Origin of the sequence: Corynebacterium sp. MSK004, assembly GCF_030232515.1 — a bacterium.
GTDB classification, from domain to species: Bacteria; Actinomycetota; Actinomycetes; order Mycobacteriales; family Mycobacteriaceae; genus Corynebacterium; species Corynebacterium hesseae.
The window spans coordinates 395,777-407,970 of record NZ_JASPKB010000001.1; the positions used below are offsets into that span (position 1 = coordinate 395,777).

11 protein-coding genes are annotated in these 12,194 nt (G+C 63.3%); 5 read left to right on the top strand and 6 right to left on the bottom strand.

Annotation, left to right across the window (positions count from 1 at the left end; genetic code table 11):
- Positions 1–4 precede the first annotated feature (4 nt).
- Genes QP999_RS01905 through QP999_RS01925 form a run of 5 tightly spaced genes read right to left on the bottom strand, consistent with a single transcriptional unit; the run spans position 5 to position 6,177 of the window.
- The gene (locus QP999_RS01905) at positions 5–448 is read right to left on the bottom strand and encodes a DUF3592 domain-containing protein (RefSeq protein WP_049154838.1); all 444 of its coding nucleotides are present in this window, start codon (positions 446–448) and stop codon (positions 5–7) included.
- Positions 449–2,140 (bottom strand): 2-succinyl-5-enolpyruvyl-6-hydroxy-3-cyclohexene-1-carboxylic-acid synthase, encoded by a 1,692-nt coding sequence (gene menD, locus QP999_RS01910; RefSeq protein ID WP_284847544.1) that lies wholly within the window; start codon positions 2,138–2,140, stop codon positions 449–451.
- On the bottom strand, positions 2,133–2,747 hold the full coding sequence (locus QP999_RS01915) for a hypothetical protein (RefSeq protein WP_193628937.1): 615 nt from the start codon (positions 2,745–2,747) through the stop codon (positions 2,133–2,135). The genes menD and QP999_RS01915 overlap by 8 nt, the downstream gene beginning before the upstream one ends.
- 10 nt (positions 2,748–2,757) lie before the next feature.
- A complete protein-coding gene (locus tag QP999_RS01920; RefSeq protein WP_284847545.1) occupies positions 2,758–5,109 on the bottom strand; it encodes an ATP-binding cassette domain-containing protein in 2,352 nt (783 codons plus the stop codon).
- A 48-nt stretch (positions 5,110–5,157) separates the two neighbouring features.
- Positions 5,158–6,177, bottom strand: a complete 1,020-nt coding sequence (locus QP999_RS01925) for an o-succinylbenzoate synthase (RefSeq protein WP_185963243.1) — start codon at positions 6,175–6,177, stop codon at positions 5,158–5,160.
- Positions 6,178–6,266: 89 nt separating this feature from the next.
- On the opposite strand from QP999_RS01925, the gene dcuC reads away from it, so the two are divergent.
- From dcuC to menE, 5 genes are all read left to right on the top strand, one after another.
- Positions 6,267–7,676 (top strand): C4-dicarboxylate transporter DcuC, encoded by a 1,410-nt coding sequence (gene dcuC / locus QP999_RS01930; protein WP_284847546.1) that lies wholly within the window; start codon positions 6,267–6,269, stop codon positions 7,674–7,676.
- Positions 7,677–7,940: 264 nt separating this feature from the next.
- On the top strand, positions 7,941–8,402 hold the full coding sequence (locus QP999_RS01935; protein WP_284847547.1) for a DIP1984 family protein: 462 nt from the start codon (positions 7,941–7,943) through the stop codon (positions 8,400–8,402).
- Positions 8,403–8,761: 359 nt separating this feature from the next.
- Entirely contained in the window at positions 8,762–9,742 is a 981-nt protein-coding gene (locus tag QP999_RS01940) for a 1,4-dihydroxy-2-naphthoyl-CoA synthase (protein ID WP_070521004.1), read from the top strand.
- A gap of 406 nt (positions 9,743–10,148) precedes the next feature.
- The gene (locus QP999_RS01945) at positions 10,149–10,310 is read left to right on the top strand and encodes a hypothetical protein (RefSeq protein WP_010189743.1); all 162 of its coding nucleotides are present in this window, start codon (positions 10,149–10,151) and stop codon (positions 10,308–10,310) included.
- 11 nt (positions 10,311–10,321) lie between these two features.
- Entirely contained in the window at positions 10,322–11,470 is a 1,149-nt protein-coding gene (gene menE, locus QP999_RS01950; protein WP_070561621.1) for an o-succinylbenzoate--CoA ligase, read from the top strand.
- Here the strand turns inward: menE and QP999_RS01955 are convergent.
- Entirely contained in the window at positions 11,467–12,156 is a 690-nt protein-coding gene (locus QP999_RS01955) for a metal-dependent transcriptional regulator (RefSeq protein ID WP_046647781.1), read from the bottom strand. The genes menE and QP999_RS01955 overlap by 4 nt on opposite strands.
- Between the last annotated feature and the right edge of the window lie 38 nt (positions 12,157–12,194).

Genomic DNA, 12,194 nt, shown 5'->3' on the forward strand with positions numbered 1-12,194 from the left:
CCCATCATTCCTTTCCTGAGTGCTCGGTTGGTAAAGCACGTGCTAAATTCCGGTTAATTTTCCCGCTTGCCCACCACAAGGCACCCGCTAACAGGGTAGCGACGGCTGCCGAAGACAGCGCCGGAATGATGGACAGGGTCCATTCGCGGCCTTCTACCTTGACCAAGTCCGGGTTGCTTTTGGCGTAGAGCACCCAGACCTGCTGGCCTTCCCCTAGCCCGGTGGGATAAAGCAGCCCGGTGGGTGGGGTGTGGTAGATACCTTCGGCATCCTGGAAATCCACGAAGGTGCGCAAGGTGCCGACATCCGTCACCGTGGCCAGGGCGCGCCCGGGGTTGGCGTTGATGGTGCGGTCGTTCAAGAAAGGGCCGATGACCATTCCCGCCATGCCCACTAATGCCGCGGCATACAGCACCAGGATCAGCTGGCGTACCCGGCGCCGCGGCATTTACTGGCCTACCTTGGCGTTCAGCGCCTCCTGCAGCGCGCGGCGCGAGGACCGGGTGGTATGCGCCTCCACGACGGTGACGCCGGTGGAGTATTCCTTGAGCTCTGCGAGAACATCGAGAAGCTCCTGCGCCGAGCTCACCTCTCGGTGCTCAGCGCCGCAAGCCTCCGCCAGCTTGGCGACGCCCACCCCATGCGGCGTTCCAAACGCCTTCTCGAAGGAGGGGCGCAGGGGCTCGCGGCCTTGCTCGAGCACCTCGAAGATGCCGCCGCCGTCGTCGTTTGAAACGACGACGGTGAGGTTCTCCGGGCGCGGATTGTCCTCGGGGAGGATGAGGGAGGTGGCGTCGTGCAGGAAGGTGACATCCCCCATGAGCGCCACGGTGCGCGGGGCGCGGGGTGCGTCGGCCTCGCGGGACTGAGCGGCCAGCGCAATACCGATGGCCTGCGCGACGGTGCCGTCGATGCCGGCAGCCCCGCGCGGCGAGTAGGTCTCGACCCCGTCGAAGGGCAGGCCGATGAAGGAGGCATCCCGCACCGCATTGGAGGCGCCCAGGACGAGGGTGTCGCCGACGGCGAGGGTGTCCCCCACCGCGGCGGCGACGTGGAGGCCGGTAAAGCCGATCTCGGGCTTGGTGGCGTCCTCGCCTGTGGCCTCCGCGAGGACCTCGCGCACGCCCTCGGCCGCCATCTGCGCAGCCCCTTCACAGATCTTCATCCACTCGCGCGTGGGCTCGCCGCTGGTCTTAACGGTGGTACCCAGCTGCGCAGCCTCACCGCGCGGGTTGGTGAAGTCCTCCGTGCGGGACAGGCAGATGAGGTCGATATCGGGATCACTGAGCAGCGCCAGGACGCCGCGGTGCAGGGTGGGATGGCCCACGACGATAACCTGTTCCACCTTGGTGTTGACCACGTAGTCATTGGCGGAGACTTGGGCGCGGCGGAAGAGGTGCGCCGCGGCCGGGTGCACCGGGTGATAAGGAGCAGGTGCGGTGGGCTCGGCAATGGTCGGGACGTCCTCCAGCCCCTCGACCTCCCAAGCTTCATCGCCCGCGATGACGAGCGTGTTGCGGCTGAGATCGACGGCCACCTCGCCGTGATTGGACCAGCGCGGGGTGTGCGCGCGGTGCTGCGTGTAATCCGTCGGGGTGCTGGGCAGCTCCTCCCCTACCAGCGGGGCATCGAAGGCCACGTTGATGTGCACCTGGCGATCATTCAGGAAGCGCTCGGCAATAAACGGAACATCACTCGTCTTCTCCACCTGGGTGGTCTCTGCGTAAACCCCGAAGATGCCTGGCTGCTCGATGGTCTGGGACGCGCCCGTGCCCACCAAGCGGGCCGGGCGGTCCGCGCTGATAACCGCCAGCGGGGTGTGCGAATAGTGCGCCTCCACCATTGCGGGCAGAGTATTGGCCACCGCGGTGCCGGAGGTCATGACGATGCCGACGTGCCTGCGCTGGACGCGGGCCAAACCTAAGGCGGCGAATGCGGCCGAGCGCTCATCAATGCGGGTATGCACGCGAATATCGCTGCGCGCAAGCAGGGCCAAAGACAGCGGCGCATTGCGCGAGCCTGGGCAGAGGACGACGTCAGTCAGGTGACGCGAAAGCTGGGCTGCCAGAGCTTCGGCCAGCTGCATCGACTCCGGTTGTGAGGCTGCAGAGTTCTCAGCATGCGGCTCAGTATTAGGCATTGTCTGCACCGCCCGCACCGGGTTCGCCGTTGCCCGAATCTAGTTGCTCGAAGAGATCATTGAGCAATCCATCCAGATCGGATTCTCCCTGGTCCAGTTGATCCTGGATCTCCGGCGGCAGATCCGTTGGAATCTCCGGTGCGATCTCCGTGGGGATGTCGGTGGGAAGGTTATCCCGCGGCGAATTCTTAGTGGTGGTCACCGTGGTGGGAACCTCGGTGGTCACGGTCTCGGTGACCGGCTCCGGGGCGGGCTTATCGGCATCCGCTGCCGCACCGCGCCACAGGAAAAACAGCACGCCGGCAATAACGACGGCGATGGCGGCAATGGCAGCGAAGACATAGGCCAGGGCTCCCCCTCCCTTCTTCGGCTGCTCCACCTGGTAGCTCGACGGGACGGGGTCGTACTGCGGCTGCTGATAATCCTGGTCATAGCCCTGCTGATAGGGCTGGCCAAAGGACTGCGTGCCCTGGGAACCGGGCTCCGGGAAGTGCTGCTGGGGGCGCTGCGGCGGCTGCTGCTGCGGCGCGCCGAACTGGCGGGTGTCGTTCTCACCGGTGACGCGGCCGAACTGCCGCGTCTCGTTGTCACCGTTGTTGTGGGTCATGGGATTTACCTTATCGTGCACCCTTGCCACTTAGCACCCGGCCGGTGGGGGTTAGTCCCGCGGCGACCTCGCCCGGCGTGCCATCCGCCACAATCTTTCCGCCCTCCGCACCGGAGCCCGGGCCCATCTCAATGACTCGGTCCGCGCCGGCGATGAGGTGGCGGTCGTGGTCTGCCACCACGACGGTGTGGGAGGCATCCACCAGCGAGTGCAGCTCAGAAATAAGTAGGTCGATATCGGCCGGGTGCAACCCGACGGTGGGCTCATCCAGCAGGTAGACGGTATGGCCCCGGCGCGAGTTTCGGGAGCGCTGCAGCTCCGTGGCAAGCTTGATGCGCTGCGCTTCACCGCCGGAAAGCTCCGGAGCGCCCTGGCCCAAGCGCAGGTAACCTAGCCCCACCGCTTCCAAGGTTTGCAGCGCGTGGAGGATCGGCGCTTCATCTGCAAAGACCTCCAGGGCCTCTTCCACCGTAAGGTCGAGGATGTCCGCGATGGTCCTGTCCTTCCAGCGGATGGACAAGGTGTCATCGTTATAGCGCTGTCCCTGGCAATCCGGGCACTGGGTATAGGAGCCTGGAAGGAAGACCAGCTCGACCTCGATCTGGCCGGCGCCACCGCAGGTGGGGCACTGGCCTTGCTTAACGTTGTAGGAAAAGCGCGAGACCGTCCATTTCTTCTTCTTGGCCTCCGGGGTGGCCGCGAAGAGCTTGCGCACGTTGTCGAAGAGGTTGGTGTACGTCGCCACCGTGGAGCGCGGGGTTCGGCCGATTGGCTTTTGGGTAATGGAGACCACGCGCTTGACCTGCTTCGGACAGTCCGGCCCCGTGAGCATGTCATGGAGTGCGGCCAGCAACGTGGATTTGCCGGAACCCGAAAGCCCAGTAATGGCCGTAAACTGGCCGAGTCCGAAGTCCACGTTGAGGCCATCGATGGTGTGCGAGTGCACCCGGCGCAGCGCGATATCACCGTGCGCCGATCGCGCTTCGACCTTGGGCGTGGGGCGCGGGCGCGCCAAGGCACGCGCGGTGGGAGTATCTGCAGAGTCCGCCGCCTCTATGTAATCGGCGACGGGACCCGAGTACACCACCTGGCCGCCGCGCTCACCGGCGAGCGGGCCGACATCCACGATCCAATCGGCCTGCTTGACCAGTTCCATGTCGTGCTCCACCAGCAGCACCGAGTTCCCCTCCGCAATGAAGCGACGGCACATATCCAGCACCGCACCTCGTTCCACCGGGTGCAGGCCCGCAGAGGGCTCATCCAGAACATAGGTCACGCCATAGAGCCCGGAGCGCAGCTGCGCAGCCAGGCGCAGGCGCTGCACCTCACCGCCCGAGAGCGTGTCCGTAGGCCTATCCAGGCTGAGGTGCCCCAGGCCGAGTTCCAGTGCGGATTCAAGGGCCGGAAGGAGGGCCTTGAGGAGCAGGTCTTCCGCGTCATTCGGCTGCGGGCTTTGGCCGTTAAGCAGCTCGTAGGCTTCGCTCAGCGGGAGGGCATTGAATTCGTCGATCGGCAGCCCGGCGTAGGTGACCTTGAGCGCCTTCGCCGTCAGCCGGCGCCCGTCACAGGTATCGCAGCGGCGGGTTTCCATGAAGCTCAAGACGCGGGCGCGGAGTGTATCCGACTTCGTCTCCGCATAGGTCTTGGTCAGGTAGCTGGCCACGGAGCGCCACGTGCCCTCGTAATTGCGCTGGATCTGATCCGCCCCGCGGCGCGGCTTGACGGTTACCACCGGGCGCTCCTCGGTGAAGAGGATCCACTCGCGGTCTTTCTTCGGCAAATCCTCCCACGGTGAATCCAAGTCATAGCCCAGTTCTTGCAGAATGTCGTGGAAGTTCTTGCCCGCCCAGGCTCCGGGCCACGCAGCAATCGCGCCTTCCTCGATGCTCAGGCTGGGGTCCGGCACCATGGACGCCTCCGTGGGTTCGTAGACCACGCCGGTGCCCTGGCACTCCGGGCACATGCCTTCTGGGGTATTCGGGGAGAAGGAATCGGAGTACAGGCCCTCCGGGTTGTCACCGCAGCGCGAGTAAAGAAGGCGCACGGAGTTAGACATGGCGGAGATCGTGCCCACGGTGGAGCGCGCGCTGCTTGCCGACGCCGACTGCTGCAACGCCACCGTCGGCGGCAGCCCCTCGATGCGGCCGACCTGCGGGTCCACCGCTGAAGCGATGAGGCGTCGAGCAAAGGGCGCGACGGATTCCAGGTAGCGGCGCTGGCCTTCGCCATGAATGGTGCCGAAGGCCAGCGAGGACTTGCCGGAACCGGACACCCCCGTCACGGCCACGAGCTGGCCGCGTGGAAGGTCCACATCCACGTTGCGAAGGTTGTGCAGGTGCGCGTCTTTCACGGAAATGGTCATGCCCGCCAGCCTACGCTGCCCTCCGGACATGTACCGTGAGCTGTGTTTTTAAAGGTGCGGCCAGCACTCGCGCACGCGCTCGAACCACCACTCGCGGCGCTCGCCCGGCGCGGCGAGTGTGCTCAGGCGATCCGGGTCGGGGGTGAGGGCTTCGGCGCGCAGGTGACCGTCGACAAGCTCGCGTGGTGCTGTCACATCCTCCAGGAACAGCGACCCGGTGGCCAGGCCCGCAGCGGCCGGGGTGACGTCGATGTCTTCGTCGTCATAGATTTGCGGCAAGGCGGCCACTGCGGCAAGTCCCATGGAGATTCCCACCGAGGTATCCAGGGCAGAGGCCACCGTGATGTCCATGTGGCGCTCGCGCAGGTGGGAGGCTACCTCGAGTACTTTGCGCACCCCGCCCAGCGGCGCGGGCTTAACCACGGCGACATCAGCCGCTTGCAATTCCGCCACCCGATAAGGGTCGCTGGCCTTGCGGATAGATTCATCCGCCGCCACCCGCACGAAAATCCCGGCGCGCATGAGCTGGGTGCGCACCTCCTTGAGTTCCTCAACGGTCTTGCACGGCTGCTCCATGTAATCCAGCGGCATGAGCTCCTTGGCCGCGGTGACGGCTTCCTCAACGCTCCAGCCGCAGTTGGCGTCGACGCGCAAAACCGGCACGCGACCCTGTGCCTCGATGTAGGCGCGGACAGCGTGAACGCGCGCGATATCGTCCTCTAGGGTCTGCCCCTTCTCCGCCACCTTGATTTTGAAGGTGCGGCAGCCGGGATAGCGCTCCATGACCTCCGGCACCTGCTCGGCAGGAACCGCAGGGACGGTGCCGTTGACTTCTACCCACTCGCGCACGGGTTCCGGAAAGCCTTCGTAGGCCGCTTCCAGCCCGGCGGCGAGCCAGCGGGCGGATTCCTCCGCCCCGTACTCCAGGAAGGGGGCGAACTCACCCCAGCCCGCGGGGCCATCGATAAGCAATGCTTCCCGGGTCGTAATGCCACGGAACTTCACGGCGAGTGGAAGGGAGACCACGTGGGCGCGGTCAAGGACGTCATCAATGTGCATGACGTTCATCGTACGTGTGGGGGGTTGAGCGCGACACCTGTCATAGCCGGTGTTACCTTTAAACAGTAAGTGGATATAACCAGAAGAAGGATCTTTACATGCTCTACCTTCTCATCGCGCTACTGGCCATCGCCGCAGTTGTCTACCTCATCTATAAGAAAGTCCACGCCGCGGCCTCCATCTTTGCCGTTGGCGTAATCCTGCTCATGCTCGCCGCTCTCACTGGGCGCGCGGACTTCCGAACCACAGAAATTGAAGCGACCGGCAATGCCTTCTACGACCAGCTGCTCGTCGTGGACGCGCTGTTCAAGTCGCGCTTCTCCGGCATCGGTATGGCGATTATGGTGCTCTTCGGCTTTGTGTCCTATATGCGCCACATCGGCGCGGATGCCAAGACGGTCGTGGTGCTCTCCTCACCGCTCAAGCGCTTCAAAGGCTCCTACTGGCTGGTCCCAGTGGGCTTCATCCTGGGCACGCTGCTCTCACTGGTGATCCCCTCGGCCGCAGCGCTTTCCCTATTGCTCGTGGCCACACTCCTGCCAGCGCTCATCGCTGCGGGCCTGACACCGCTGACTGTGGGCGCCATCGTCGTGACTTCCTCCACCATCGTGCCCACCCCGCTAGAGGCCGGCCTCATCCAGGGCGCTGATCTGACCAACATGACGCCAACGGAATTCGTCTACGGTGCCGTCGCCCACGCCACGGTTCCCACGCTGCTCATCACCGCCTTCGTCCACATGTGGTGGCAGCGCCACTGCGATAAGGTGGATGCCTGCAAGGCCGAAAGCTCCGGTGAGGTCAGCGCCGATTCGATGCACGATGACGCTACCGAGGAAGCCATCGCCCGCGCAGCCTCCCTGCCGGGTTACTACGCCGTGCTCCCGCTCATGCCGTTGCTGCTCATCATTATCTCCGCCATTCTTAACCGTTTGGGTGTCATCCCCTTTGAGGGCGGCATCCTCCCGGTGACCGTGGTCTCCCTGTTCATCGCGATGATCATCGAGTCCATCCGCAAGCGCACCGTCACCGGTGCTGTGGATTCCATCTCCAGCTTCTTCAAAGGCATGGGCGAAGGTGCTGCGGGCGTCGTGGCCCTGCTGGTGGCTGCTGCTGTCCTGGTGGAGGGTATTACGCAGATGGGTGTCATCGACATGCTCATCGACGCCGCCGAGGGCTCCTCCGGCGCCGCCGTCCTCATCGTCCTCGTTTTCGTCGCTGCCACCGCCGCGATGGCCGCACTCACCGGTTCCGGTACCGCGCCCTACTTCGCCTTCTCTGAGGTGGTGCCCAACCTGGCCTCGCAGACCTCCATCCACGCCCCGCAGATGCTCACCGCCATCTGGGGTACCTCCAACCTGATGCGCCAGGTCTCCCCGGTCAACGCCGCGGTGCTCATTGTCTCCGGCGCTATCAAGGTCAACCCCATCCAACTGGTCAAGCGCACCTCTGTACCCATGATCGTGGCGACGGTGCTCAACACGCTGTTTGCGTTCATGTTTATTGGGTAGCGGTTTCCGCGCGGGCTCAACGTTAATCACGGAGCCCGCGGTACGTTTTGGTAAATAAGGTCCCCCAAATCCGAAAATCTGCGGGCATATTTACGAAAACGTACCGACCAAGCGTGCACGACGTATATATCGATCAAATAAGGCCCCAGATCATCGAAGTTTTAGGCCACTATTTGTTAGAACCGTCACGGCTCTAAGGCGGAGCCTACTGACTGCCGTACAATTGCTTAGACAATGAATCCCATCAAGGGTGAAGGAGCAACCATGCTACTGGCTGAAGCCTTGGCCGAGCGTGCCCAGGCGCAGGAGCGCCTCAACTCGCTGAGTGACCGCCTCGCGGCGACGGTCCGCATTCAGGAAGGCGATGAACCGGATGAAAATCCGACCTATCTCCTCCGCGAACTCGAGGGCGTGACCAAGCGCATCGATGAGCTCGTCATCGCCATCAACGCCACGAACACGGCCACCGCGTTCGACGATGAGATCACGCTCATGGAAGCGCTGGCGCTGCGTGATGGTCTGCTACGCAAGCGCCGCATCTACCAGGGACTGGCAGAGCGTGCGGGTGCGCGCCACGACCGTTACTCCCGCTCAGAGATCAAGTTCGTGGCCACGGTGCCCGTGCCGAAGTTGCGCGAGCGCGCCGACGATCTGGCCCGCCAGTACCGCGAGCTGGATACCCGCATCCAGCAGCTGAACTGGAATACGGAACTGATAACTAAATAAGGTCTGCCGCTAGTTGTGCCGCATTCTTGCGGCACGTCATGTCGTTCGACATGTAGTCATGTCGCGCGCCACGCGCGCGACGGTAGCCCACACCCTTCGCAGCGAGCGCAACCCTTACTGGGCAGGGAAAAGTCCAGTGCTTCTCAGGCGCCTTCGTAGCGCAAGAAGGCAGGGAGGTTCGATTCCGTCCCACTGTATGGTGTACCGCGCTGGTACGGAGTACACGTGCACATTGACGGGGATAATCCCGCAGTATTGTTTATTGTTTATCACCGCCGCGCTGGGCGGAGAGTGTGGGTGAGGGTTGGGAATGGGGACTATACTTCCGGCGCACTGCTTTCCAATTAAGCTGGTGTGCCATGAGCGAGCAGAAGAACTACAGCACCGATAACCCTTTCAAGCCGGAGCTCTGGCAGCCCGTCAAGGGCTTTGAGGATCTCACGGATATCACCTATCACCGACTTAACAGTGACGGTCCAAAGCCACAGCGTAAGGATGGCATCGTCCGCATCGCCTTCGACCGCCCTGAGGTGCGCAATGCGTTTCGCCCGCACACGGTAGATGAGCTTTACCGCGCGCTGGACCACGCGCGCCGCACCCCGGATGTAGGAACAGTACTTCTCACCGGCAACGGGCCTTCCCAGAAGGACGGCGGCTGGGCGTTTTGCTCCGGCGGTGACCAGCGCATCCGCGGCCGCTCCGGGTATCGCTATGCCACGGAGCATGCGCATGATGACGCGACTGCCGACGAATCCACTGTCGACACCGCCCGCGAGAAGGTTGAGGGCGGCCGCCTGCATATCTTGGAGGTCCAGCGCCTCATCCGCACCATGCCCAAGGTGGTCATCGCCGTGGTCAACGGTTGGGCCGCCGGCGGCGGGCACTCCCTGCACGTGGTGTGCGATATGACCATCGCCTCCCGCCAGGAAGCACGCTTCAAGCAGACCGACGCCGACGTCGGTTCCTTCGACGCCGGCTATGGCTCGGCCTACTTGGCCAAGATGGTGGGCCAAAAGTACGCCCGCGAGATCTTCTTCTTGGGCCGCACCTATGACGCGCAGCGCATGTACGAGATGGGCGCGGTCAACGAGGTAGTTGACCACGCCGATCTGGAGGACGCCGCCATCAAGATGGGGCGCGAAATCAATATGAAGTCCCCCACCGCCCAGCGCATGCTCAAGTTCGCCTTCAACCTCACCGATGATGGCCTCATGGGTCAGCAGGTCTTCGCCGGCGAGGCCACCCGCCTGGCCTATATGACCGACGAGGCCGTCGAGGGCAAGGAGTCCTTCCTGGAAAAGCGCGAGCCCAACTGGGATGACTTCCCGTACTACTACTAGGCCTCCATCGAGGGCTAGTGCCTTCTCTTCCACCCGAAAGATAAAAAGAGAGTAATATCCGGGACAGTTAACGCCAGTAACTATAGCTCCCACGGAGGCAACCTTGACCACGGAGAAAATCAATCAGATAACCCGCCCAATCGGACTTGTCCTCTGCCTAATCCTTTTGGTTTCCCTGCGACACTTTACCGAATGGTCATGGCTGCTACGGGCGGGCGTCGCCGTTGGCGCAACCATCGCCGCCATGCTGGTGCTGATTTTTATCCTAGGTTGCTTCTCCACGGAAGAAGACACCCCCGAGACACACGAGGCCACTTCTTAAGGCTTAAGCCAGTAGGGAGGGCAGGTAGGGACCTACCAGCTATCCTAATTACCACCAATCACCTTCACCCAGGGAGAGCCTGAAGTGCTGTATTTCGCCATTGCCCTCGCGGCCATCGCGCTCATTGCCGTCATTGCATCGCGAGTGTGGATGTTGCGGCGCATCCAGCAGGCTCAGAGGGACGGTGAGCGCCCCTTCGATCAGGAGGATGAGCTCATCAACCCTTACGAACACCGCGGGCGGTAACCTAACTAACCGTGACTTTCCTCTCTCCTCTGCCCGTCGATCCGCGTGACCCTGCCGCCATCCTCCCTGATCTGGAAGCGGCCATCGCAGGACAAGCCACCTTCCTGCCCATTCCGGCGGAGGACCGCACCCGCGCGCAGCTGCTGCGCAACCACATGCGCGCAGGAGAACCTATTGACTCCTCCATCGCACTCGTCGTGGCCACCTCTGGGTCCACGGGCACACCGAAGGGCGCGCAACTCACGGCCGCCAACTTGGTGTCTAGTGCCGATGCCACGCACCGGACTTTAGGCGGCACCGGTCAGTGGCTACTAGCCATGCCCGCCTCCCATATCGCGGGCATCCAGGTATTGGTGCGCTCCCTCGTCGCGGGCGTGGAGCCGCTCTGCCTTGACCTGTCGGAAGGTTTTTCCATCCCCAGTTTCGCCCGCGCCGCGCACGAGCTGGCCGCCACTGGGGATCGCTCATACACGGGCCTGACCCCGATGCAGCTAGCCAAGGCCATGGATTCGCTAGAAGGAATCGAGGCCCTGCGCACCTTTGATGCCATCCTCGTCGGAGGTGCTGCCACCCACCCGCAACTATTGGACTCTGCGAAAAAGCTGCGCATCAATATCGTCACCACCTACGGTTCCTCAGAAACTTCCGGTGGATGCGTCTACAACGGCCGTCCCCTCGATCGCGCTCTTGTTCGCATCGGCGACGAGGGGCGCATTTACCTTGGCGGGCCCATGATTGCGCAGGGCTATCGAAACGTGGACTCAGATGCCTTCATGGTCGATGAGTCCGGTACCTCGTGGTTTGCTACCTCCGACGCCGGCGCGCTTCACGACGGCCACCTCACCGTCACCGGGCGCCTCGACAACATCCTGAACACCGGCGGGCTCAAGCTCCACCCAGAGCAGCTCGAGCAGCACATCCTTCGCGTGCCGGGAGTGGACGGCGTGTGCGTGGTCGGCATCCCCCACCCACGCTTGGGACAGATGATCGTCGCTGCCTATACCGGATGGGCGGATGTCGGCGATATCCTTGTGGCTCTCGACGATAGTGGCCTTCCCCGGTGGCAAATCCCCAAGGACTTCAAGCGCCTGGCCCAGCTCCCCACCACCGGTCCCGGCAAGGTTGACCGCCTCGCCGTCGCCCGCATGTGGGACAGCTAAGCCTCCGCTTCGCCAAAGCTGCGTACGGCAATGCCGCGCGCAGCGGATTCCCCGAGGGGGAAGTGTGAACCTTCATCGACGGCAACCTCGAGCACACCCGCAACCGAAGGGGCAACGACGGTCAATTCTACTCCCGGCCGCACTCCATATTTATCCAGGTAGCGCAAAAATTCGCCATCAGCGTCAGTGACCTGCTCCACGGTGACGGGGGTCTGCGCGGGGACGTCGATAAGCGTAATGCGCGAGACCGGCTCGGCAGTGCCATCCGGGGCAGGTATGGGATCACCATGCGGATCGCGGGCGGGGTTGCCCAGGAAAGAATCAAGACGTTCAACGAGCCTGTCGGACGTCGCGTGCTCTAGCATTTCTGCCTCATCGTGCACCTCATCCCAGGTATAGCCCAGAGTGCGCACGAGGAAGGTTTCCAGGAGCCGATGCCGGCGCACCATTGCCACAGCCAGCCGCCGGCCTTCCTCAACAAGCCGAACACCGAAGTAGCGTTCGTGTTCCACCAGCCCCTTCGCGGCCAGGCGCTTGACCGCCTCCGACGTGGTGGGCAGCTTCTGCCCCGCCGCTTTAGCTAGGTCCCCCAGCGGCATCGCGGTATTAGCGCCCTCTTTCTCCTCATAGGTCCAGAGGATCTTGAGGTAATCCTGGGTGCGTTCGGGCAGCTCACTGATGTGCATACCCCCATCGTAGTTCAGCCTATTGCTTCCAAAGGTTT

What these genes read in the sequence shown, in the direction of transcription:
- QP999_RS01905 (WP_049154838.1), bottom strand. Translation starts at nt 448, where the DNA reads ATGCCGCGGCGCCGGGTACGCCAGCTGATCCTGGTGCTGTATGCCGCG.
- menD (WP_284847544.1), bottom strand. Translation starts at nt 2,140, where the DNA reads ATGCCTAATACTGAGCCGCATGCTGAGAACTCTGCAGCCTCACAACCG.
- QP999_RS01915 (WP_193628937.1), bottom strand. Translation starts at nt 2,747, where the DNA reads ATGACCCACAACAACGGTGACAACGAGACGCGGCAGTTCGGCCGCGTC.
- QP999_RS01920 (WP_284847545.1), bottom strand. Translation starts at nt 5,109, where the DNA reads ATGACCATTTCCGTGAAAGACGCGCACCTGCACAACCTTCGCAACGTG.
- QP999_RS01925 (WP_185963243.1), bottom strand. Translation starts at nt 6,177, where the DNA reads ATGAACGTCATGCACATTGATGACGTCCTTGACCGCGCCCACGTGGTC.
- dcuC (WP_284847546.1), top strand. Translation starts at nt 6,267, where the DNA reads ATGCTCTACCTTCTCATCGCGCTACTGGCCATCGCCGCAGTTGTCTAC.
- QP999_RS01935 (WP_284847547.1), top strand. Translation starts at nt 7,941, where the DNA reads ATGCTACTGGCTGAAGCCTTGGCCGAGCGTGCCCAGGCGCAGGAGCGC.
- QP999_RS01940 (WP_070521004.1), top strand. Translation starts at nt 8,762, where the DNA reads ATGAGCGAGCAGAAGAACTACAGCACCGATAACCCTTTCAAGCCGGAG.
- QP999_RS01955 (WP_046647781.1), bottom strand. Translation starts at nt 12,156, where the DNA reads ATGCACATCAGTGAGCTGCCCGAACGCACCCAGGATTACCTCAAGATC.